At 64.0% G+C, this 22268-nt stretch carries 15 protein-coding genes and 1 riboswitch; of the genes, 9 read left to right on the plus strand and 6 right to left on the minus strand.

Translation table 11 applies throughout. From position 1 onward, the window contains the following. Positions 1–211 precede the first annotated feature (211 nt). From ACODSP_RS11080 to ACODSP_RS11095, 4 genes are all read left to right on the plus strand, one after another. The gene (locus tag ACODSP_RS11080) at positions 212–649 is read left to right on the plus strand and encodes an Xre family toxin-antitoxin system antitoxin (RefSeq protein WP_488965652.1); all 438 of its coding nucleotides are present in this window, start codon (positions 212–214) and stop codon (positions 647–649) included. Then, the gene (locus ACODSP_RS11085) at positions 646–1083 is read left to right on the plus strand and encodes an RES family NAD+ phosphorylase (protein WP_488965653.1); all 438 of its coding nucleotides are present in this window, start codon (positions 646–648) and stop codon (positions 1081–1083) included. The genes ACODSP_RS11080 and ACODSP_RS11085 overlap by 4 nt, the downstream gene beginning before the upstream one ends. 127 nt (positions 1084–1210) lie before the next feature. Next, the gene (locus tag ACODSP_RS11090; RefSeq protein ID WP_488965654.1) at positions 1211–2056 is read left to right on the plus strand and encodes a hypothetical protein; all 846 of its coding nucleotides are present in this window, start codon (positions 1211–1213) and stop codon (positions 2054–2056) included. 1 nt (position 2057) lies between these two features. Then, positions 2058–2513, plus strand: coding sequence for a hypothetical protein (locus ACODSP_RS11095; protein ID WP_488965655.1), 456 nt, complete (start codon positions 2058–2060; stop codon positions 2511–2513). 2 nt (positions 2514–2515) lie between these two features. Here ACODSP_RS11095 and ACODSP_RS11100 read toward each other — a convergent pair whose 3' ends face one another. Then, the gene (locus tag ACODSP_RS11100) at positions 2516–2791 is read right to left on the minus strand and encodes a ribbon-helix-helix domain-containing protein (RefSeq protein ID WP_488965656.1); all 276 of its coding nucleotides are present in this window, start codon (positions 2789–2791) and stop codon (positions 2516–2518) included. A gap of 132 nt (positions 2792–2923) precedes the next feature. On the opposite strand from ACODSP_RS11100, the gene ACODSP_RS11105 reads away from it, so the two are divergent. Both ACODSP_RS11105 and ACODSP_RS11110 read left to right on the plus strand, forming a co-directional pair. After that, positions 2924–3103: a hypothetical protein gene (locus ACODSP_RS11105; protein ID WP_488965657.1), complete on the plus strand. Its 180-nt coding sequence runs from the start codon at positions 2924–2926 to the stop codon at positions 3101–3103. A 782-nt stretch (positions 3104–3885) separates the two neighbouring features. Continuing rightward, positions 3886–4695 (plus strand): transglutaminase-like domain-containing protein, encoded by an 810-nt coding sequence (locus ACODSP_RS11110; RefSeq protein ID WP_488965658.1) that lies wholly within the window; start codon positions 3886–3888, stop codon positions 4693–4695. A 113-nt stretch (positions 4696–4808) separates the two neighbouring features. On the opposite strand, the gene ACODSP_RS11115 is transcribed toward ACODSP_RS11110, so the two are convergent. Then, complete coding sequence (locus ACODSP_RS11115; protein WP_488965659.1) at positions 4809–5456, minus strand: LysE family translocator; 648 nt, start codon at positions 5454–5456, stop codon at positions 4809–4811. A 120-nt stretch (positions 5457–5576) separates the two neighbouring features. Here ACODSP_RS11115 and ACODSP_RS11120 point away from each other — a divergent pair, with 120 nt between their 5' ends. Next, positions 5577–6038: a MarR family winged helix-turn-helix transcriptional regulator gene (locus ACODSP_RS11120; RefSeq protein WP_488965660.1), complete on the plus strand. Its 462-nt coding sequence runs from the start codon at positions 5577–5579 to the stop codon at positions 6036–6038. A gap of 110 nt (positions 6039–6148) precedes the next feature. Further along, on the plus strand, positions 6149–6916 hold the full coding sequence (locus tag ACODSP_RS11125) for a FadR/GntR family transcriptional regulator (RefSeq protein ID WP_488965661.1): 768 nt from the start codon (positions 6149–6151) through the stop codon (positions 6914–6916). A gap of 106 nt (positions 6917–7022) precedes the next feature. Here the strand turns inward: ACODSP_RS11125 and ACODSP_RS11130 are convergent, their stop codons facing one another. From ACODSP_RS11130 to ACODSP_RS11145, 4 genes are all read right to left on the minus strand, one after another. Beyond that, positions 7023–12092, minus strand: coding sequence for a hypothetical protein (locus ACODSP_RS11130; RefSeq protein WP_488965662.1), 5070 nt, complete (start codon positions 12090–12092; stop codon positions 7023–7025). Positions 12093–12189: 97 nt separating this feature from the next. Further along, the gene (locus ACODSP_RS11135) at positions 12190–17418 is read right to left on the minus strand and encodes a trifunctional serine/threonine-protein kinase/ATP-binding protein/sensor histidine kinase (protein ID WP_488965663.1); all 5229 of its coding nucleotides are present in this window, start codon (positions 17416–17418) and stop codon (positions 12190–12192) included. A 114-nt stretch (positions 17419–17532) separates the two neighbouring features. Beyond that, positions 17533–18321, minus strand: coding sequence for an enoyl-CoA hydratase/isomerase family protein (locus ACODSP_RS11140; RefSeq protein ID WP_488965664.1), 789 nt, complete (start codon positions 18319–18321; stop codon positions 17533–17535). A 118-nt stretch (positions 18322–18439) separates the two neighbouring features. Next, positions 18440–20122 (minus strand): B12-binding domain-containing radical SAM protein, encoded by a 1683-nt coding sequence (locus ACODSP_RS11145; protein WP_488965665.1) that lies wholly within the window; start codon positions 20120–20122, stop codon positions 18440–18442. Between the two features lie 181 nt (positions 20123–20303). After that, positions 20304–20391: riboswitch (glycine riboswitch) on the plus strand. A gap of 262 nt (positions 20392–20653) precedes the next feature. Between ACODSP_RS11145 and ACODSP_RS11150 the strand changes: the two genes are divergently transcribed. Then, complete coding sequence (locus tag ACODSP_RS11150; protein ID WP_488965666.1) at positions 20654–22039, plus strand: L-serine ammonia-lyase; 1386 nt, start codon at positions 20654–20656, stop codon at positions 22037–22039. The last annotated feature ends 229 nt before the right edge of the window (positions 22040–22268 follow it).

The raw sequence follows: 22268 nt of genomic DNA on the forward strand, positions 1-22268 counted from the left end.
CCAAGCCTGCCAAGGCTTGGGAGGGTGAGGGAGCCCCGCCCCAAACACTTCACGTCCCCCCTTCGTCATCCCGGCGAAAGCCGGGACCCAGCGTCAGGCGCGATCAGCGCCGATATGACTCCCGCCCCGTCCGTACGCCCCCCGCCCCAAACCTTGCCCCTCCCTCCGCAAGATGCCATATTGAACGGCGCAACCTGCGGAAGGGCAGACCATGACCGACCTGACGCTTCAGGACCGCCAATGGGAAATCGTCGGCAGCCTCTTGGGGCTAGCCGAACGCCCGGCGTCCGACCTGGACGCCATGCGTCTGGTCCGCAACCGCTTTCCGCCGGAAGTCATCGCCCGCCTGGGCCGGGCCGGGATCGATTTCGGCACCCTGCACCGCGTCATCCCCCGCCGCACCCTGGAACATCGCCGCCAGCGGCAGGAACCGTTAACCCAGGAAGAAAGCGAACGCGCCTACCGCGTCGCCAGCATCCTGGCCCTGGCCGAAACCGTGATGGGCGACCGGCAGAAGGCCCTGTCCTGGCTGACCTCCCCCAAACGCAGCTTGGGTAACGAGGCCCCGATTGACCTTCTCGACACCGAACCCGGCGCGCGCGCGGTTGAAGAACTGCTCTACAGCATCGACGAGGGTTATTTCGCGTGATCCTCTGGCGGATCAGCAACCATGCCGACCTGCGCGGCATCGGCGGTCTGAAAGCCGCCGGCCGCTGGCACAGCCGGGGCCGCCCCATCGTCTATCTGGCCGAAAGCCAGCCCGGCGCCTTGCTGGAGGTGCTGGTCCATATCGAGGTCACGCAGGTCGAGGACCTGCCCACCCATTACACCCTGCTGAAAGTCGTCGGTGACGCCCCCATCACCGACTGCCCCGCCGTGCCCGACAATTGGATGGACAACCCCGCCATCACACGCCGGGTTGGGGATGAATGGCTGGCCGGGAGCGAAACCTGCCTGCTCCGCGTCCCCAGCGCCATCATCCCCGGCGTCTGGAACCTGCTCCTGAACCCGCTTCATGCAGAGGCGGGCGGGTTCAGGATTGAGGAGGCGATGCGGGTGCCGTTTGATCGACGGTTGTTTTGAACGCGTTGACAGTAATGTTTCAAAAACGTTAGCGCCGCATACAATAGAATGCACCCATAAATTGCTATTGTAGACAAGCAAAGAGGGTATTGATATAAAATGCGAATTCATTTTCGTGGAGGGAAAATTGAAGTTTGAAATGATCAGATGGATGCTATTTTACCGTGAGCAAATGGATGCCTTCGAATTCGGAAGATCACAAGGTACGTCTTTAAATAGGGAAGAGTGGCTTCGGGCTGCACTTGGTGTAAAAATACAGTTCTTTCATATGGGAAATCTTTACTATTATGTACCTGCGAGGAGCCCAGACTCCACTTTTATTGTAGGTCGTATCGGACGAAAAATAATTGTCAGAGAGAACGAGCCACCAGATCAGGAATTTATCGACACCGCGCGTGATCAATGGCAGGCTGTTGACATAATCATTGATCCACGACATCACTCTGATGGCCAGAAATTGGCAGTAGAGTGTAATAATAAAGTTGGAAATCCGGTTTCGCTGTTGGATTCACTTTCACATCATATAAATTTCTCTAGTGATCCACCATCCCCATATCGAATTGATTCCAATCCAATTCTGGACCCAAGTGACTTTATGGATTTCGTCAGATCCAACAAAGGAGAAATTACTTCTGTCACATTTGAGTTAGTAGCGCCGAACATGTTTGGCATAAGGGATAATATTGATAAAGAAATGCGGGAGTTAAAACAAAACGAAAATGTTCAAAAGGCAAAATTTACAATTGAAAACCAAGATGGACTAAAACTAGATACAGAAAGAGTAGAAACAACCGCAAACCACGCAGCAGAGGGTGGCGGCATAATTAAAGCAAAAACCAAGAAGGGCTTAACATTTAACTCAAAGAAGAGAGGTAAAAAAATATCTGTACCTAACGATATGACAAATGGTGTCGATGAAAATAGCATGTGGAGTAATCTAATAGAGTGGATGTTCAGAAGAAAAGGGGATTAATATGAGCAGAAGGCTTGGATATGGAATTCTTGTCACAACTTTTTTATTGATAATGGCAATTTCATTGCTCAAACCGGGCCTGATATCAAATAAAAATACATTTCTTCTTGGATTTGTTAACCACGAATTTCTCAACCTACTTGGCGTAATCATTGCAATTACCCTCGCATCCGCAGGGCAAATACACTTATCCTTAAACCAAATCGAAGAAAAGAGCAAAAAAGAGGGGTTCCATGAAACCAGAAAAGGTCTTCGAGTTGCCATCAAATGGCTAATCGGCCTCTTTATGCTTGGATTAATATTAGTGATAATCAAGCCCCTGATTCCAAATTGCGATAAAAACGAAATATTACATGCAATCATAAATGGAACAGCCGTATTTATAGTGATCTGGTACATTTTGATTATGTACTCCATGACGGAAGCCGTATTTGCAATTAAGCCTCAAATAGAATAACATCAAATTTGCTGTAGATAAAAATCAAGCATTCTCGCATGGTGCGCCACTATCGCCGCCTGCACATCCGCCGCCTTGATCCCCTGCGCCGGGTCGGCCTTCATGGCATCAAATGTCGGGGCAACCTCATCGCGCAGCCATTGCTCAACCGCGTTGTCACGGTCACGCAGGGCCTGAATGGCAGCCTGCATCACGGCACCGGCATCGGGGTAATCACCCCGCGCCACCAGTTCATCAACAAACCGCCCCAGATGGCCCGGCACCGGTACGGATCGCATCGCCGTCGTTCCCGCAGGTTGTCTACAGGGTGAGTATCGCATGCCAGCGGCAAACCGGCAAAGGCCCTTCCCCTCTCCCGCCTCGTCTGCCACCCTATTCGAGTTCGCGGCAGGGGACGGGTGGGGCGGATCATGGATAACACGACGCATCAAAACGCCCCTCCGCTGCACCACGGTGGGACAACGAGCGACCCGAAAGCCCCCACCTTCAAGATCGGCGTGCTGAACGGCAAGCTGGGTACGGCCCCGGACTTCCGGGAACCACTGCTCGACGATGAACTGGCCGCCTGGGAAGGGCTGGAACCGCGCTGACGCGCACGGGGCGTCGATTTACTGTGCCCTTGGCTCCTGGGTCCCGGCTTCCGCCGGGATGAGGATGAGGGATGGTGGGCTTCCTGACAGTTAGGTCAAGCCGCCACCCGCCCTAACTCTGTCCGCCACACCCCCATCCATGATAGGCTTTTCATCCTATCAACCAATCCAACGGCACCCCCATGCCTCCCGCCCTGCCGCCGCCGCATCGCCCCACAACGCCGCCGCCTCCCCAGGCGACCCACGCCCCCATCCCCTGTGAAACATCCCATCGCCCGATGTTGCACAGCGTTGCGTGGATGGCACTGCACCCCATGGGTGAGACACCAAAAACCTGTTCCACACGGTTGCACAGGCCCCACCCGCCCCGCCGCACCCTGTGCAACACCGGCCCCCACCGTGTTTCACAGCGTTGCGCAGAACCCCGCCCGGCCCCGGCAAACGCCCGGTTTTCCGCCCTGGCCCGTCCGTACTTCCGTGCAACCCCGCCTCTCCCCCTGTTTCATAGGGTTGCGCAGACGGCCCCGTCCGCCGCCCACGAAACCGCACCACCATTCGTGTTCCACAGCGTTGCACAGGCCCGCCGCGTCCCGGCCCCCGCCGAATTCCCACGCCGCCCCCGCTTTAACCATGGCCGCAGTGCAACATGGGGCGTAGCATGGACCCCGCGTCCCTGGTCGGGTCGGGCGTGGTCATCGGGTCCTGTCGGGGGCGCGGTCATCAAGACAGCAGGGGGAACGGTTCCGCTTGTCCGGCAGACACTTCCGACCACAGGGGGCGGCATGCCGCGTATCCATCTGGGTTGCCAGTTGACCTATGATTTCCCGCACGAAACGGCGATGATCGTCATGCTGAACGTGCATTATTCGCGCGTGGCGCAGCTGGAGCGGCCTGATCATCTGATCACCCATCCGGCGTTGCCCGTCACCTCCTACCGCGACAGTTTCGGCAATTGGTGTTCGCGGCTGGTGGCGCCGGCGGGGCGGCTGGTGCTGGGCACCGATACCATCATCCGCGATGACGGCCTGCCCGACCCCGTCGATTTTTCGGCGGTGCAGCATGCGGTACAGGATTTGCCCGCCGACACGCTGCTCTATCTGCTGCCCAGCCGCTATTGCGAGACGGATAACCTGTCGGCGGAGGCCTGGCGGCTGTTCGCCGGCGCGCCGATGGGCTGGGGCCGGGTACAGGCCATCTGCGATTTTGTGCATGCCCATATCCGCTTCGGCTATGAACATTCCCGCCCCACCCGCACCGCGTCGGAGGCCTATGCGGAGCGTCGCGGCGTGTGCCGGGATTATGCGCATCTGGCCGTCGCCTTCTGCCGGGCCATGAACATCCCCGCCCGCTACTGCACCGGCTATATCAGCGATATCGGACAACCCCCACCCTATGGGGAGATGGATTTCGCGGCCTGGATGGAGGTGTATCTGGGCGGGCGCTGGCATGTGTTCGACCCGCGCAATAATCAGCGGCGCCAGGGCCGCATCCTGATCGCCACGGGCCGCGACGCCGCCGATGTCCCCCTGACCCACACGTTCGGGGCCAACACATTGGCGGGGTTCAAGGTCTGGACCGAACCCGTACCATGATGTTCATGCAGGTTCCTCAATCGCCGGCGCTGCATCCGCAGCTTGGCTTACGCCGCATGGGCGGCGCGGCGGCAGTCGCCGCCGGCCCTGTTTCCGGCGAACCGAAAACAGCGCTATCTCTCCGCCATCGCCAGCTTCACGGCCAGCCCGACGAACACCACCCCGGCCAGCCGGTTCAGCAGGACCTGCCCCCGGTCGGATGCGCGCAGCCATCGGCTGATCCCCCCGGCGGCAAAGGCGATGGTGGAGAAGGCGGCGAGCGCCGACAGGATGAACAATCCGCCCAGCGCGAACATCTGCACCGTCACGCTGCCCCGGTCGGGGGCCGTGAATTGCGGCAGGAAGGCCAGGAAGAAGATGGCGACCTTGGGGTTGGTGATGTTCATCAGGATGCCGCGCCGGTACAGCCGGCCCCATTCGCCCGGTGCCTCCGCAGCACCCGTCCCCAGCGCCTCCGGCTTCGCCCGGAACGCACCCCAGGCCAGATACAGCAGGTACAGCGCGCCCACGATCTTCAGTCCGGTAAAGGCCAGCATGGAGGTCTGGAAGACCACCGCCACACCCAGCGCCACGGCCACCGTATGCACGATCAGCCCGGTACACAGGCCCAAGGTCACCACCACGCCCTTCCACGGCCCCTTCAGCGCCGATTGCGTCAGGACGAACAGATTGTCCGGGCCGGGGGCAAAGGCCAGCAGCACAGCCGCCGTGACAAAGGTGACCATCGTCTCAAACGGCAGGATCGTGAACAGGGTCGGCATGGGCCTGACATCTTCGGCAAGGGGTGGGTCCCCCTTGATAACAGCTCCCCCCGCCGTCGCACAGGGCGGTTGATCGGGCTTGGTCCGATGGCTAGTTTCCTTGTCAACAAGGAGGATGCAATGCCGACCGATACGGCCCCCGCCGGGCTACAGGATCATCTGGGTTTCTGGCTGCGGCTGGTGTCCAACCATGTCTCCGCCGCCTTTGCCCGCCGGCTGGACGGACAGGGGGTGACGGTGGCGGAATGGGTGATGCTGCGGGAGCTGCATGGGATTGCCCCCCTGCCCCCGTCGCGGCTGGCCGACCGCATGGGCATGACGCGGGGGGCCATTTCCAAGCTGGCCGACCGGCTGCTGGACAAGGGGCTGCTGGCCCGCACCGCCGACCCCGATGATGGCCGCGCCCACACCCTGGCCCTGACCGATGCCGGCAGTGCCCTGGTCCCCACCCTGGCCCGGCTGGCCGATCAGAACGAGGCGGAGTTCTTCGCCATCCTGACGGCGGATGAGAAAGCCACGGTGGAGGCGGCGTTGCGCCGGGTCGTGGCCCATCGCGGCCTGACCGGGATGCCTGTCACCTGACGCTTCGGCATTGGCATGACCAGATTGGCCAGGACATTAACCAATGCGGTTGGCGCGGCCCCGCTGGTTGCGCTATCATCCCCGCCCCATCGATCAGAAGCTCCCCCGCCATGAACCCGCAAAACGACGGCCGCAAGCTTTACCAGAAAGTCGTCACGGCCATCTCCACCGCCATCCAGTCCGGCACCTACAAGCCCGGTCAGCGCCTGCCGCCCGAGCGTGATCTGGCGGAGGAGTTCGAGGTGAGCCGCCCCACGGTGCGTGAGGCGATGATCGCGCTGGACATCATGGGTCTGGTGGAGCCGCGCCACGGGTCGGGCATCTATGTCACCAACCGCCGGCCAGAGGGGGCGATGGCCGCCGCCGCCCAGGACCTGGATATCGGTGCCTTCGAACTGACCGAGGCACGGCGCCTGTTCGAGGGGGAGGCAGCGGCGTTGGCCGCAACGACCATCACGGATGCGGAACTGGCGGAACTGGATGTCATCCTGGCCGACATGGCCGACGAAAACCTGAAGAACGTGTCGGGCGAGAAGGCCGACCGCCGCTTCCATGTCGCCATCGCCAAAAGTACGCGCAACAGCGCCATCACCCTGGTGGTCGAAACCCTGTGGGATGTGCGCGACAAGTCACCTTTGTGCCGGACCATGCTGGAACGCTCGCGGGAGGTGGGGGTACGCCCCCTGATCGATGATCACCGCGATATTGTCGACGCGCTGCGCACCCGCGACCCGCGCAAGGCCCGCGCCGCCATGCATCACCATCTGGGCACGGTCATCGAAAACCTGCTGACCGCCACGGAGCTGGAAGCCCTGCAGCGCGCCCAGATGGAGGTCGCGGCCAAGCGCACCGAATTCGCCCGCCGCGCCGCCATCTGAGGCTTGAGAGGCCTGAAAATACGGCGGCGACTGCCGCCGCGCCGCCCATGCGGCGTAAGCCCAAGCCCACGGATGTGGGCGCCCGGCGCCTGAGGGAACGCTTACATCACGCCACCGCGTCCTGAAGCGCCTGTTGCTGTTCCGCCGTCATGCCCGACACCTGGGCCGGGGTGAAGGCGGAAATCTGGGTCGTGGACATGGAGTGGATCTGATAGGTCGACAGGGACGCGATCTGACCGCTGCTCAGGCCCGCCACCTGTGCCGCCGTCAGACCGGTGATCTGCAGGGCGCTCAACTGCCCCACCTGCGCAGGCGTCAGGCTGCCGGTCTGGGTGGTGGACATGGCGGCGATCTGGCCCGGCGTCAGCTGTGCGAACTGCACGGTCGTCAGGGACTGAAGCTGCGTTCCCGACAGGTTGGCGACCTGGGCATTGCTGATCCCGCCGATCTGACCCGGCGACAGGGCCGCGATCTGCTGGTTCGTCATGCCGCGCAGCTGCACCCGCAGCAGGCCCGACAGCTGACCGGCGCTGAGGCCGCCGACCGCGCCCGTAGTCATCGACTGCACCTGTTCCACCGACAGGGCCTGAAGCTGGGCATTGCTCATGCCCGCCACCTGGGTGGAGGACAGGACGCCGATATGCCCGTTGCTGAGCCCCGCCAGTGCCGACGGCGCCAGCGCCCCCAGCTGATCCGCCGACAGGGCGGATATCTGGGTGGTCAGCATGGAGCCCAGCTGCGTAGAGGTCATGCGGCTGAGGAAGGTGGTGGCCAGACCCGACAGCTGCGTGCTGGACAGCTGGTCGAACTGCAGGCCCGTGATCGATGCCTGCTGCGTAGCGCTCATCTCGTTCAGGCGGCTGGCCGTCAGCTGGCCCAGCTGCGTCGGCGACAGGGCGGCGATCTGGGTCGGGGTCACGGCCCCGAACTGCGCGCTGGTCAGGGCGTTCAGCTGCGATCCCGACAGCACACCCACCTGCTGCGTGCTCAGTGCCGCGACAAAGCCGTTGGACAGGCCCTTGATCTGGTTCGTGTCCAGGACAGCAACCTTGTCATTGGTCAGATAGGCCGCCTGCGTCGCCGTCAGGCCGCCCAACTGCGTGGAGGTCAGGGAGGCGATCTCCGTCGTGGTGAAGGCCTGGATCTGGGCCTGCGTCAAGGCGCCGATCTGGCCCGCCGTCATGGAGGACAGGCGACCGCTGGCAATGGCGTGGAACTTGGTGGCATCCAGCGCCGCTGTCTGATCCGCCGTCAGGGCCGCCACCTGCTGCGTGCTCAACGCCGCAATCTGGGTGGTGGACAGGGCGTTCAGCAGGCCCGACGACATGCCGCTGATAACCGACGGCTGAATGGCGGCGATCTGGGTATTGGACAGCCGGCTGATCTGATCGGTGGACAAGGCGTTCACCTGGGCGGCGGTCATGCCCCCCACCTGGGTGGCGCTCAGCATGATCAGCCGCTCATTATCCATGCCGGACAGCTGCGTGGCCGGAATGGCCTTGATATGGGCGGCCGACAGGGCGCCGATCTGCGCCGATGTCATGTTGTTGAGCTGCGGATGGCGCAGGCCGGCGGCGGCAGCGGTGCTGACCCCCCCGATCTGGGTCGGCGACATCACATGGAACTGGAATTCGGAGAAGCTGCCGATATGGGCGCTGCCCAGCGCCGCGAACTGTCCGACGCTCATCGCCTGGATCTGGTCGGCACGCAGCATCGGCATGGTGACCGGGTCGATGGCGGCAAACTGTGCCGGCGACAGGGCCTTGACCTGATCTTCCGTCAGGGCGTCCACCTGTTCGCTGCCGAAACCGGCCATCTGCGCGGTCGTCAGCACGCCGATCTGTGACGGGGTCAAGCCCTGCAAACGGTCGGCGGACAAGGACCCGATCTGCCCAGACGTCAGGCCGGCAATAGCCGCGGTCGGCAGCAATCCGATCTGATCGGGACTGAACCCCGACAATTGATCCGGGCTGAGGGAGGCCAGCTGTGCCGCCGTGAAACCGCCCAGCTGCGTGGCTGTCAGGCCGCCCAGCTGTTCGCGCGACAGGGCGTCCATCTGGTCCGGCGACAGGCCGGCAATCTGTGGCGCCGTCATCCCGCTCAGCAGTTCCGGATTCAGGTTGCGCAACTGATCCGCCGTCATCCCACCAAGGGCGCTGGGCGACAGTTCGGCAAATTTTGCCACGGTCAGCTGATTGATGTGACCAGCATTCAGAACGGACACCTGATCCGCCTTCAACCCGCGCAGCTGCGCCACGCTGAGGCTGCCGAACTGTTCCGCGCCCAGAGCGGCGATGCGGTTCAGGCTCAACCCGCCAATCTGGGCGGGGGTCAGGTTGCTCAACTGGTCGGCGGAAATGCCGGCAAAGCGGCTATCGGTGAAGGCGTTCAGCTGCTCCACCGTCAGGCCCGAAATCTGCGACGGGGTCAGGCCGCCGAACTGTTCATCGGACAGGGTGGACAGGAACAGACCGTTCATCCCCGCCACCTGGCCCGTGGACATGGCCGCGATCTGTTCCGGGCGCAGGGCCTTGATCTGCAATTCGCCCAGGCTGTTCAGCTGCCCGACCGTCAGGGCCTTCACCTGATTGGTCGACAGGCCGGCGATCTGCGTCGGGGTCAGACGGCCGATACGTTCCTCGGAAAGGCCGGCCAGTTGCGTCCCTGTCAGGCCCGTCATCTGTTCAGGCGTCAGTGCCGCCAACTGCTCCCCGTTCATGGCGTTCAGCTGCGTCGCCGACAGTTCGGCCAGCTGCGCCGGGGTCAGGCCCGCGGCCTGATCGTTGGTCAGCAGCGATATCTGATCGGTCGTCAGGCCCTTCACCTGGGCCACCGACATCTGGCTGATCTGTTCGGGCGTCAGGGCCGTGATCTCTTCGGCCTGCAGAACCGCGATCTGGGCCGATGACAGGCTTTTGATCTGGGCCGCCGACAGGCTGGCGATCTGGTCGCCGGTCAGGGCGGAGATTTGGGTGGTGGTCAGGCTGCTGATGCCGGTCGTGGTCATGCCGGCCAGCTGCGTTGTCGTCAGGCTGCCGATCTGATCGGCGGTCATGCCCTTGACCTGGGTGGCGGACAGGGTGGCAATCTGGGTGGCGGACAAGGACGCCACCTGATCCGCCGACAGGGCGGCCAGTGCTGCCGGCGACAGGGCCTTGACCTGATCATTGCTGAAATTGGCGATATGGTCGGCGGTCAGGCCCGCCACCTGCCCGTCATTCAGGGCGGCCATCTGTGTCGTGGTCAACCCCGCCAGCTGTTCCGCCGTCAGGGCGGAAATCTGCGCGTTGGTCAGGCCGGACAGGGCGGTCGCCGTCAGGCTGGCGACCTGCGTGCGGGTCAGGGCCGACAGCTGGGTGCTGTTCATGGCCATGACCTGCGAACCCGACAGGCCCCGCACCTGCGCGGCACTCAGTTCCGACAGGGTGGTGGTGCCCAGCGTCGCCATCTGTTCGGGTGTCAGGGCGCCGACCTGCGTGGCCGTGAAGTTGCGCAGCTGCGTGGTGGTCAAACCCGCCAGCTGCGTATCGGTCAGCGATCCCATCTGCGTGGCGGTCAGGGAGGCCAGCTGCGCCGCCGTCAAGGCATTCAACTGCGTGGTGGAAAGATCGACCAGCCGGTCCTGCGACAGGCCACGGACCTGGGTGGGGCTGAAGGCCGCGACCTGGCGCGCCGTCAGGGCACCGATCTGTTCGCTACCCAGGGCGTTCAGCTGGGTCGTGGTCAGGGCGCGCAGCTGTTCGGGCGTCAGCGCCGTAACCTGCGTATCCCCCAGACCGGACACCTGCTCCGGCGTCAGCGCGCCGATCTGGCCGGCGGACAGGCCCGCGATCTGGGTCGTGGTGATACCGGCAAGCTGGCCTTCCGCCAGGGACTTGATCTGGGTGGTGGTCAGGGCGGCGATCTGCGCCTTGCCCATGCCCGCGAACTGATCATCGGTCAGGTTGGACAGCTGATCGGCGGTGAAGGCCCGGATCTGGTTGGCCGTCAGGCCCGCCATCTGCGTCGTGCTCATGGCCGACAGCTTGGCGCCTGTCAGGGTGGCGATCTTTGCCGCCGACAGGGAGGCAAGTTGTGCCGGGGTCAGGGCGCCGATCTGGTCGGCATTCAGACCCGCGAACTGTGCCGTGGACAGCGACGCCATCTGTGTGGCGTTGAAGCCGGCGATCTGATCGGTCGACAGGGTCGACAGCTGTTCCGGCGACAGCCACTTCACCTGCGCCGCCGTCATGGCCGTCAGTTGGGAGGGGGAGAAGGAGACAAGCTGTTCATCCGTCATGGCGGCGAACTGTGCCTGGTTGATGCCCTTCATCTGCGCGCTGCTGAATTCCGCCACCTGCTCACCCGACAGGGCGGCGAACTGCGTCGTGTTCAGCGATGAAATCTGGGTGGCGGTCAGGCCCTTCAACTGGCTGCTCAACAGGCCGGACACAGAGTCGGTCGACAGGCCCTTCAGCTGGGTCGCGGTCAGGCTGCCGATCTGCGAGGCCGTGAAGCCCGTCCATTGCACGCTATCCAGCGCGTTCAGCTGTTCCGGCCACAGGCTTTTCACCTGATTGGCGGTCAGGGCCGTCACCTGCGCGGTGGTCAGCCGGCCCATCGTATCGCTGTTCAGCAGGCGCAGCTGCGCCGTCGTCAGGCTTTTCAGCTTCGTGGTGGAAACAGCGTTCAGCTGCGGTTCGGACAGGCTGTTCAGCTGATCACCGGTCATGGCGGCCAGCTGTGCGCCGGAAAAGGCGCCGATCTGATCGGTGCTGAACGCGTCCAGCTGATCGGTGCGGAAAGCCTTGATCTGCGGGGCGGTGAAGGCGGTAATCTGGGACGCAGACAGGGCGGCAATTTTTTCCGGGGTCAGAAGCGACACTTCCCGTGGTGTCAGCCCCCGTATCTGCGCCACATTCATGGCCGCGATATCCTCGGCCTCGAACGCGTTGAACTGATCGTCATTCATCGCGGCCAGTTGCGCGGCGGTAAAGCCGATCTGGCTGCTGTTCAAGGCACCGATCTGTTCGGCGGAAAACCCGCTGATCTGCTTGACCGACACGGCTGCGATCTGCGTCTTCGTCAATTCACCGATATCGCTCAGCGAGAAGGAACGGATCTGATCAGCGGTCAGGGCCGCCATCTTCTTCGTCGTCAGTTCGCTGATCGGGCCAATGGAATTGATCGCAACCATATTCTGGTTCTTTCATTCATTCGGATTTCCAACTGGCAACCACTACTGCAAGGGGCGGGCCAACTTTTGGAGGCGAATGAACGGAAAAAATTTCCCCCTATTCGACCGGGGGCAGGCGAAGGGTGACAGCGGTTCCCTGACCGGGTGCGGTCCGCAGGTCCACTGTCCCGCCCAGCGTCCCCGTCACCAGATTATGCACGATATGCAGGCCCAGGCCCGCCGCACCGATATTGCGGCGGGTGGTGAAGAACGGGTTGAAGGCCTGCTCCCGCACCCCATCCCCCATGCCCTGGCCATTATCAGTGACACGCAGCAGGATATCCGCCCCGTCGCGTTTCAGTTCCAGCCGGATTGCCGCGTCCTTCGCCGCCTCATCGAACGCATGCATCACGGCATTCTGCACCAGATGCGTGACGGTGCGGGCGATGGCACCGGGCGATGCGCGGCGGAATAGCCCATCCTCCAGCACGGTTTCAAGCCGGATGGGGTGGCCCCGCAGCAGCAGTTCGATGCTGGGCAGGATTTCGCGCAGATATTGCGCCACATCCAGGTCTTCCTGCTGCTCGTCCGACTGGCCGATGGCCACCTGCTTGAAGCTTTGCACCAGATCGGCCGACCGGCGCAGATTGTTGACGACGGTGCGGGCCGTATCGCCCACATCCTCGATGAACTCGTCCAGGCTGGTGCGGGTCAGGCGCTTGTCGGCGATCTGGCCGATCAGGTCCGTGACCTTCTCCTCCATGAAGCTGGCGCCCGTCAGCGCCACACCCAGCGGCGTGTTGATCTCATGCGCGACACCGGCCACCAGCCCCCCCAGCGAGGCCAGCTTTTCCTTCTGGACCAGCTGTGCCTGGGTGGCCCGCAACTCGGCCAGTGACTGTTCCAGGGCGGCGGAGCGCCGGGCCAGATCGGCGGTACGGTCGGACACGACCTGTTCCAGGCGGGTATTATATTCCTGCAGCGCCGTGCGGGCACGGTCCAGCTCATCGAACAGACGGGCATTGGCGATGGCGATGGCCGCCTGCGCCGCCAGCACGCGCAAAAGCTCCACCCGTTCCGCCGTGAAGGCGCCTGCCGTCAGGTCGTTTTCCAGATACAGAACCCCAATGCACCGGCCCTGATGCACCACCGGCACGCCCAGCACCGATACCGCCCCGGCCCGGTCCCAGCGGCGATGGCTGGGGAACCGGGTCTGCACCCGCGCATCCTCGATCAGCACGGTTTCCAATGTGCGTTCAACATAGAGCAGCAGGGGTTCCGGCAGCCGCACCCCGACCGCCACCTGCCCCTCCTCAGCATGCCCGTCTCCCAGGCAGCGTTCGGCGGCCAGGATACGGCCCTGATCCTGGGTCAAGGTCAGGGCCGCATAGCGGGCACCGGCATTCTCCATGGCCAGATCCAGCACCCGGCCCGTCAGCCGGTGCAGCACCAGCTCGCCCGCGATGGCCTGCCCCGTCTTGGTGACGGTGGACACGTCCAGCGCCTGCTGCCCAACGGCCTCGTCCCCTCCGCCCTCCGCAGACAGCCCTTCCAGTGCGTCTGGGAATTCCCCGGCCAACTGTGCCGCCTTCCCCAAAGCGCCATAGCGGCGATAGAGCAGCCAGGCTTCGCGCATCTGGGATGCTGCCTGCCGTTCGCGGCCAAGGCGCAGCAAGGCACGGCCATGCCGTTCGGCGGCCAGGGCGGCATCCCCCACAAACCCTTCCGCCAGGGCCAGATCGACGGCATCCGCAAACCCCGCGACGGCCTTGGCCGACAGCCCGTCCTTTTCCGGTATCAGCGCCGCCAGTTCCGCCTCCAGAAGACGGACACGGTGGGCATGGTTCACAGGCGCGTGCCGCGTCCAGCGCCGCAACAGTTTCAGGTTGGTCCTGACCCGTTTCAGGGCCGCCGCCTTGTCCAGCCAGCTTGCACCACTGGCCAGACCCTCCAGCAGGGCCAGCGCCTCATACCAGTGAAATGGCGCCACCCAGGCCGACCCCAGGACGGAGCGCAGGTCGGGCCGCACCTCCGCCGCCAGGGTGCGGGCCAGATCCGCCCGGTCGAAGACCAGCAGGGCATAAAGCTGACGGATCTTGAAGGCCACCTCGCCGGTACGGCTGTCGGCGGTCCCCTCATAGGCCAGGATCTCACTTAACCCGCCCAGTTCCGGCCGCCGCAGCCGTTCGATCAGCAGCAGCGGATTGCGTGCCGTCTCCGCGATCAGGCGCAGATTGCGGCGCATGGCAAAGGCCATGGCCGCCTGCGTGGATTTCAGCTCCATCTCCAGGCTGACGCGGCAGACGGTATGACAGGTCATCTCCGCCATGGCGCACAGGCCGGCCCGATCGTAGAAACCGTTGGCCAGCAGGTCCTTCGACACCTCGCCGGCCAGCACCGCCATGTCGCGCACCGGCGCTGTCCAATGCTGGACCACCACCACATGGTTGGGCACATGCACCACGGTGCCGAACCGCTCCCCCAACCGCATGGCCACCTCGCCAAGGCGGCTGCCGCGCGCAATATCGTTCAGCGCGCCGATGAAGATGACGGCGCTGCCCGTGAAGCAGTTGGTGGCATGTGCCGTCATCCCATGTTTCAGCGACAGCAGCACGCCCGTCAGCGACAGGATGGGCAGCAGGGGCGAGGCCAGGGAATAGGCGGTGCGGATGGCGGACGCCAACAGGCGCATCACCTGCAACATGCGCGGATCATCCATGGCAGGCAGGGCCGCCAGCTCATCCGCACTGCGCCGGCCCATCCGCCAGAACAGCGTGGCGATCAGGCGCAGCGTATCGCGCTTGGCATTGTCCGCCGACAGGGCCAAATTCAAAAGCCGTAAGCCCTCAATGGCCGCCGTCAGCGCCTCGTTGAAGCTGTTGCGCGCCTCATTGGCCAGCACCACCAGTTCACACAGCTCCGCGCGGCGCAGATTGTCGGGCGCCATGGTCTCCAGCTGGGCCCGTAGCGCTTCGAAGCCCTCGAAATCCTGGGCCAGATAGGCACCTTCCGCTGCATCCATCCACAGGCGCCAGCGCGCATCGGCGTCGCCATCGGGTAGCTGCGCCATGGCCATGCGGAACAGGCCGTGGGAAATGTCGAACGCCGCCGAGGCGCGGGCCTTGATGGCGGCACCATAATTCAGCAGCGCCAGCCCCCGCCGCTCCTCCCCCTGGGTGATCAGGTCACTGCCCAGGTTCAGGTGGCGCACCACCTCGAACGGCAGACGGGCCGCCAGCGCCGCATCGTCGCGTAGCCGCCGGCCCAGTTCCAGATGCACCCGCGCCCGCTCGGCCTCCGGCGTCAGCAGATAGGCCGCCTTGTGCAGGCGGTCATGGGTGAAGCGGTAGATGCTGGCCGCCCCGCCTTCATCCTCCACCAGCACGCAATAGCCATCGCGCAGCGCCGGCTCCAGCCGTGTCAGGCACAGTTCGGTCGACAGCCGGCAGATGGTGGCCAGCAGGCCCAGCTCAAACCGGTTGCCGATACAGGCCGCCAGCCGCAGCACATCCTGGGTCTGATCGGGCAGCAGGCCCAGTCTTGCTGCCAGCAGATCGGCCACGTCGTCGGGCAGGCTGGCCCGTTCCACCGCCGCCACATCCCCGCGCCAGCACCCGGCAGCCGCGTCAAAGCGGATAACATGGGCGGCGGCCAGCGCCGTCAGCAACTGTCCCAGGAAGAACGGATTCCCCCCGCTCTTTGCCGTCAGCAGGGTGGCCAGTTGCCCCAGTTCCGCATCGTCGCTGCCCAGCGCCTCGACCAGCCAGCCGCGGACATGGTCGGCACCCAGCGGCTGCGGCACGATGGTGGTGACATTGATGCTGCGCCCGACCAGATCCAGCATGCGGGTCAGCGGGTGGCCGCCATCCACCTCCTGATCCCGGAAGGCCCCGATCACCAGCAGGTGATGCGCCTCCGGATCAACCAGCAGGCTTTCCAGCAGCTTCAGCGAGGCGACATCGGCCCATTGCAGATCGTCCAGGAACAGGACCAGCGGATGTTCGGCACCGGCAAATTCCAGAAGGAAGGCCGCCACCGTCTGCTGGAACCGGTTCTGCGCCTGGATGGGCGGCAGCGGCAGCGGCGCCGCTTGCGGCCCCAGCACCAGTTCCAGTTCCGGCAGCGCCTGCGCCAGCACGGCGGCATTGCGGCCCAGCGCGCGCGACAGCCGCGCCGCCCAATGGGCCAGCACTTCCGGCGGTTCGGTCAGCACCTGTTTGACCAGATCACGCAAAGGCTGGATCAGGGCCAGAAAGGGCACGTCGCGGCGCAACTGGTCGAACTTGCCCTCCGCATAATAACCGCGCCGTGCCGTCAGGGGCCGCTGCACCTCGCGCACCAGCACCGATTTGCCGATGCCCGATCCGCCGGCCACGGCCAGCAGTTCGACATCGCCCTCACAGGTCCGCTCAAACGCGCCGACCAGTTGCCCCACCTCCTGATCCCGCCCAAACAGGCGCTGCGGCAGGACCAGTTGTCGCGGGCGGTCGCCGCGTGATGGCTGGAACCGGATGATCCGCCCCGTGGCCCGCCATTCCAGCATGGCCGTCGCCAGGTCCGATTTCAGGGTGGCGGCCTGCTGGTACCGCTGCTCCGCCGCCTTGGCCAGCAGACGCATGACCAGATCGGCCAGCGGTTCGGGTAGGTCGGGGCGCAGATCGCGGATGGGCCGGGGCTCCCGCGCGATATGGCAATGGACCCAGCCGACCGCATCGCCGGCATTGAAGGGCAGTTGCCCCGTCAGCATCTCGTAATAACAAAGCCCCAGCGAATAGAGGTCGCTGCGATAATCGACGACGCGGTTCATGCGCCCCGTCTGTTCGGGCGACAGATAGCGCAGATCGCCATCCAGCCGCCCGGCCCCCAGGCCCAGCGCCGCCTCGTTCGGGACCAGGGAGGCGCGGCAGAAATTGCCAAGCCGCACAGACCCGTCGGCATCGGCCACCCAGAAACTGGCGGGCCGGATGTCGCGATGGACCATGTCGCCGGCATGCACCTCCTCCACCGCGACGGCCATGTCATGGGCCAGCGGCAGGAACCGGTCGAGCGGCATGCCGCCCACGGGGATCAGATCACCCAGACAGGTCTCCGACCGGTCGGCCAGCACCAGGGTCGGGCCATGCGCCGATTCCGTCAGGGCCAGAACCGCATCGATGCGGGCCGATCCGAACCGGGCCAGCATGTCATGTTCACGGTGGATGGCGGCAATATCACGGGCCTGCCGCAGGGCCGGCACCCGCACCCGCACGGGCTGGCTGTCGGCACCATAGGTGCCGCGAAACAGGATGGTGCGCGTATCGCGCTGTATCTCGTCCGATAGTTTCAGCGGCGATTCCGACGGCGCCATGCCCGTTCCACCCCGACCTTATCCCGGTCTGTCATATCATTGGATGTATCAGAACATGACATGTCACAGGTTGCAAGACAGGATGGTATAGCCCACGTCGAAGGGCAGGATTGGTCAAGTCTTGCCCGCCGCCGACTTTGCGAAGAAGCGTTCCAGCTGCCGCTTCACTTCCCGCACATCCCCGCTGGAATAGCCGTACAGCGCCTCCAGCCGCAGCGCATCATCCAGGGTGCGGCCCGCGACTTCCAGGATGGTCTCCTTGGCCGACCGGATGGCCACCTGGCTTTTGCCCGCGATGCGGCCCGCCAGTTCCATCGCCGTGGGCAGCAGCATCTCCGCTGCCACCACCTGGCTGATCAGGCCGATGGAAAGCGCCTCCGCCGCTGTCACATCGCGGCCCGTCAGAACGATATCCATGGTCCGCGCCACCCCGATACTCTGCACCATACGCACGATGCCGCCATCGCCATGATGGAACCCGCGATGGATTTCATAGGACCCGAACTTCGCCCCTTCCGCCGCAATGCGGATATCGCAGGCCAGCGCCAGTTCGAACCCACCCGCCAACGCCCAGCCATTAACGGCCCCGATCACCGGCTTGGCCAGACGGTGCTGCCCGCGCGTGATGCCGCCCAGCCCGGTGGGCACATTGGCGCGCACCGTCAGCATGTCGCCTTCCAGGAATTGCGGGATATAGTCGGCCAGATCGGCCCCCGCACAAAAGGCCCGGCCCGCCCCGGTCAGCACCGCGACATCCAGCCCGTCATCGCGGGCGAACCGCTCCCACACGGCGTGCAGTTCGGCGTTCAGCGCCCGGTCGATGGCATTCTGCGCCTCCGGCCGGTCCAGCGTGATCAACGCCACCCGCCCCTCGCGCTCAAACCGCAGCTTTTCGAAGGTCATGGGACGCCCTCATCCTGATCACGAACGTAGCGCGGATTAGGCGAAGCCGTAATCCGCGGAACGACGGCACCGTGGTTTCGCGGATTACGCTGACGCTAATCCGCGCTACGCAAACTACCTATGTCAGCCTAGCCCGCTTCGCTGTACCCCGCCACAGGCCCGTGCGCAGGGACAGCGGGCTGATCCAGAACCGCCGCTTGGCCAGCCGCCGGATTTTCTCATCCCCCAGCGCCGTTTCCAGAATGCGGTCCTGCCGCTCCTGCAAACCAAGGCTCTTATCCCGCGCCAGCCGCCAGCGCTTCAGGTCGCCCGGCGTCGTACACAGCATGCGTTCACCCACGACAAAGATGGGGCGCCAGCGGAACCGCCGGGCAAAGCGCGACCCGAACAGGGCCGAGCGCATGCCATAGCCGGTGAAGGCCTCCTTCACCTCGTCCCACAGCGATTTCTGGTTCTTCTGCACCCGGCCATCGTTCAGCACGATGCTGGACAGGTTCCAGTCATGATAGAACATGTCCTTGCCCACGGCATTACGCGCCAGATACTCGTCGTAAAGCAGGCTGCCCTTCTGCGCGATCAGGTTGGCCGAGTAATGGTAATCGCAGACGACGCCACAGGCGCCGGTGCCGGAAAAATCCATCCGTTCGCCCTGCGGCGGGGAGATAAACAGGCCAACGACATAGATGCCCTGACTGTTCAGCCGCTTATAGACATCCGAATACATGCCCACCACGTCGGACGCGCGCACGCCCTTGCGGTGGGATTTCAGCCAGGCCGGGTCCAGGCTTTCAATGCCCATCATGCAGAACCGCAGGCCGGCCTTGGCGGCCAGCACCTCGAACCCTGGCGTCTTGGTCACCGTATCGCCGCGCAGGAAGCTGCCCCAGCGCATGTCCAGCCCGCGCTCCACCATGCCTTCCAGAAGCTTGATCGTGTGCCGGTGGTCGCCGCCGAAATTATCGTCGGTGAAGATGAATTCCCGCACCCCCTTGGCATGCAGGGCCGTCAGTTCCTCCAACACCCGCTCCACTGACTTGTAGCGCTGCTTATAGTCCCAGAACTTGTTGATATTGCAGAAGTCGCAGCGCTGCGGACAACCGCGCGAGATTTCCACGGCGGCGGCAAAACCCGGGGTCATGCCCATGCCATAGGGGGCGAAATCGAACCGGCTCCAATCCGGCACCGGTGCCTTGTTGATGTCAATCAGGGGCAGTTGCGCGTTGGATTTCTGTGCCGCCCCGTCGGCATTCTTCCACCACAGGTTCGGCACGTCGGACAGATCCACCTGCCAGCCCGTCAGATGCTGGATCAGGCGGCGGAAGGGGATTTCGCCCTCCTTGACCACGATATAATCCGCCCCCAGCGCCAGCCAGCGTTCGGGCCAGGCGCTGGCATGGTTGCCGCCTAAGATGATCTTGACCTTGGGGTTCAGTTCGCGGGCCAGACGGATGGTCATTTCCGTGTCCATGGCCTTCAGCGATGTCATCACGCTGATGCAGATGATGTCGGGCTTGGCCAGCCGGCGCTTATAGGCGGCGAAGGTTTCGCGCGCGACATAGCCATCGAAAATCTCGTAATCGATGGACAGGTCGGCGATGGAGGAAACCAGGATGGGATAGACGGCACTGGGCATCTTCACCATCTCGCCCAGCGTATCGACGGGAATGGGCCAGCTATCGACCAGGGTCTTGGGATGCAGGAACAGGATGTCCAGCGTTTTCGGGCTGACCGGTGGCATCGGGTCCGGTCCCCAGAAGGCGGCGGCCCGTTCCTCACCGGCCAGTTTGCTGATCCCCTCCATACAGCACCCCCGTTAACCCTGTTTTCCAGTGTGGAAGTCAGTACAACCGTGACCGGTCGCTTCGTCAAGGCACCACGGTCATATGCCCTTCTCCCAGCGTGCAGAAATGGGCGCACCGGCGGCAAACCATGGCCTGACGGAACCACTTGACCCGGAGGGGCCAGTCAGGCCAGATCATGCCCACACCCATGCGGGAGAGCGCGGATAAAGCCGCCGCCGAAGGAGCAACCGCCCCGGAATCTCTCAGGCACCCGAACCGCATGGGGCCGATGACATCCGAAGAGTGGACGGGATGGCAATGCCACCCCGCCCCGCCGAAGGAGAAAGCCGCCGGTGCATGCCGCACCGATGGCGAAACTCTCAGGCCCAGATACGGATGGGGCATGCAACCAACCACCCAGGCGGTGGGAAAGGAAAGCCATGCCCCGCGATGCCATGTCCGCACGCCAGAACACCTGACACAACGCCCGGCACCCCACCGGACGGGGCCGCATATTCGCCTGTCACAACCATAAGAATAAGCAATCCATCATGACCATCAGCGTCTTCGACCTGTTCAAGATCGGCGTCGGGCCCAGCAGCTCGCACACGATGGGCCCCATGACGGCGGCCTTCCGTTTCACCGCCCGGCTGGCGGAAACCGGGTGGCTGGGCCATACGGAACGGGTAAGCGTCACGCTCTATGCCTCGCTGGCCCTGACAGGGCGCGGCCATGCCACCGACAGCGCCGCCATCACGGGTCTGGCCGGATATCAGCCGGCCAGCGTCGATCCCGACGCGGCAGAGGCGCTGGTGCGATCGGTGACCGACAATCACCGCTTGGCCCTGGCCGGGGTGAAGGAGATCATTTTCGACCCCGAACGCGATATCGAATGGCGCGGGTCAGAACGCTTGCCCTTTCACCCCAACGGCATGCTGCTGCGCGCCTTTGATGCCGATGGCACGCTGGTGGCCGCGCGCACCTATTATTCCATCGGCGGCGGCTTCGTCCTGGACGAGGATGAGGCGCGGCAGAACCAGGGCGATGGCGGCAGCGACGGCCCCACCCCGCCCCCGCATTATTACGAAACGGCGGACGGCCTGCTGTCCATTGCCGCAGAGACCGGCCTGTCGATCCCCGACATCATCCTGGCCAATGAATGCGCGACGAAGCCGGAAGCCGAGGTGCGCGCCGGCCTGGACGCCATCTGGGCCGCGATGGAGGCCTGCACCGACCGTGGCATGCGCCAGGATGGCCTTCTGCCCGGCGGGTTGAAGGTGAAGCGACGGGCAGGCCGCCTGCACCGCGATCTGGTGGCCCGGCAGGAACGCATGCTGACCGATCCGCTGTCTGTGCTGGACTGGATCAATCTCTGGGCCCTGGCCGTGAATGAGGAAAACGCCGCCGGGGGCAAGGTGGTGACGGCCCCCACCAATGGTGCGGCGGGCGTGGTGCCGGCGGTGCTGCGCTATTATGACCGGTTCTGCAATGGCAGCCGGGAGGGCCGCCACCGCTTCCTGCTGACCGCCGCCGCCATCGGCGGCCTGTACAAGCGCAATGCCAGCATCTCCGCCGCCGAGGTCGGGTGTCAGGGCGAAGTGGGGGTTGCCTGCTCCATGGCTGCCGGCGCCCTGGTCGCCGCCCTGGGCGGCACGGCGGCGCAGATTGAAAACGCCGCCGAAATCGGCATGGAACATAATCTGGGCCTCACCTGTGATCCGATCGGCGGTCTGGTGCAGATCCCCTGCATCGAACGCAACGCCATGGGCGCCATCAAGGCCGTCGATGCCGCCCGTCTATCCATGATGGGCGACGGCTCCCACCACGTCTCCCTTGACCGCGTCATCGAAACCATGCGCCGCACCGGGGCGGACATGAGCGAACATTACAAGGAAACATCCCTGGGCGGGCTGGCCGTTAACGTCCCGGAATGCTGACTTTTGCCCCTCCTTCTGCTATGCTGCGCCATCAACGCCAGAACTGTACCTGCGTGAATTCGGAGCACACGGCTTTCGGAGTTGGAGTGCCATGCGCTCCTGAAACGCACATCGATTTTGTGTTTCACTTGGTTGCGTAGCGCGGATCAGAGCCGACTTCTTCTGACTGGAAACCGTTTTCTTCGTCATCCCGGCGAAAGCCGGGACCCAGCGTGAGGCGCGGTTAGCG

Source organism: Niveispirillum sp. FG156 (assembly GCF_057809555.1).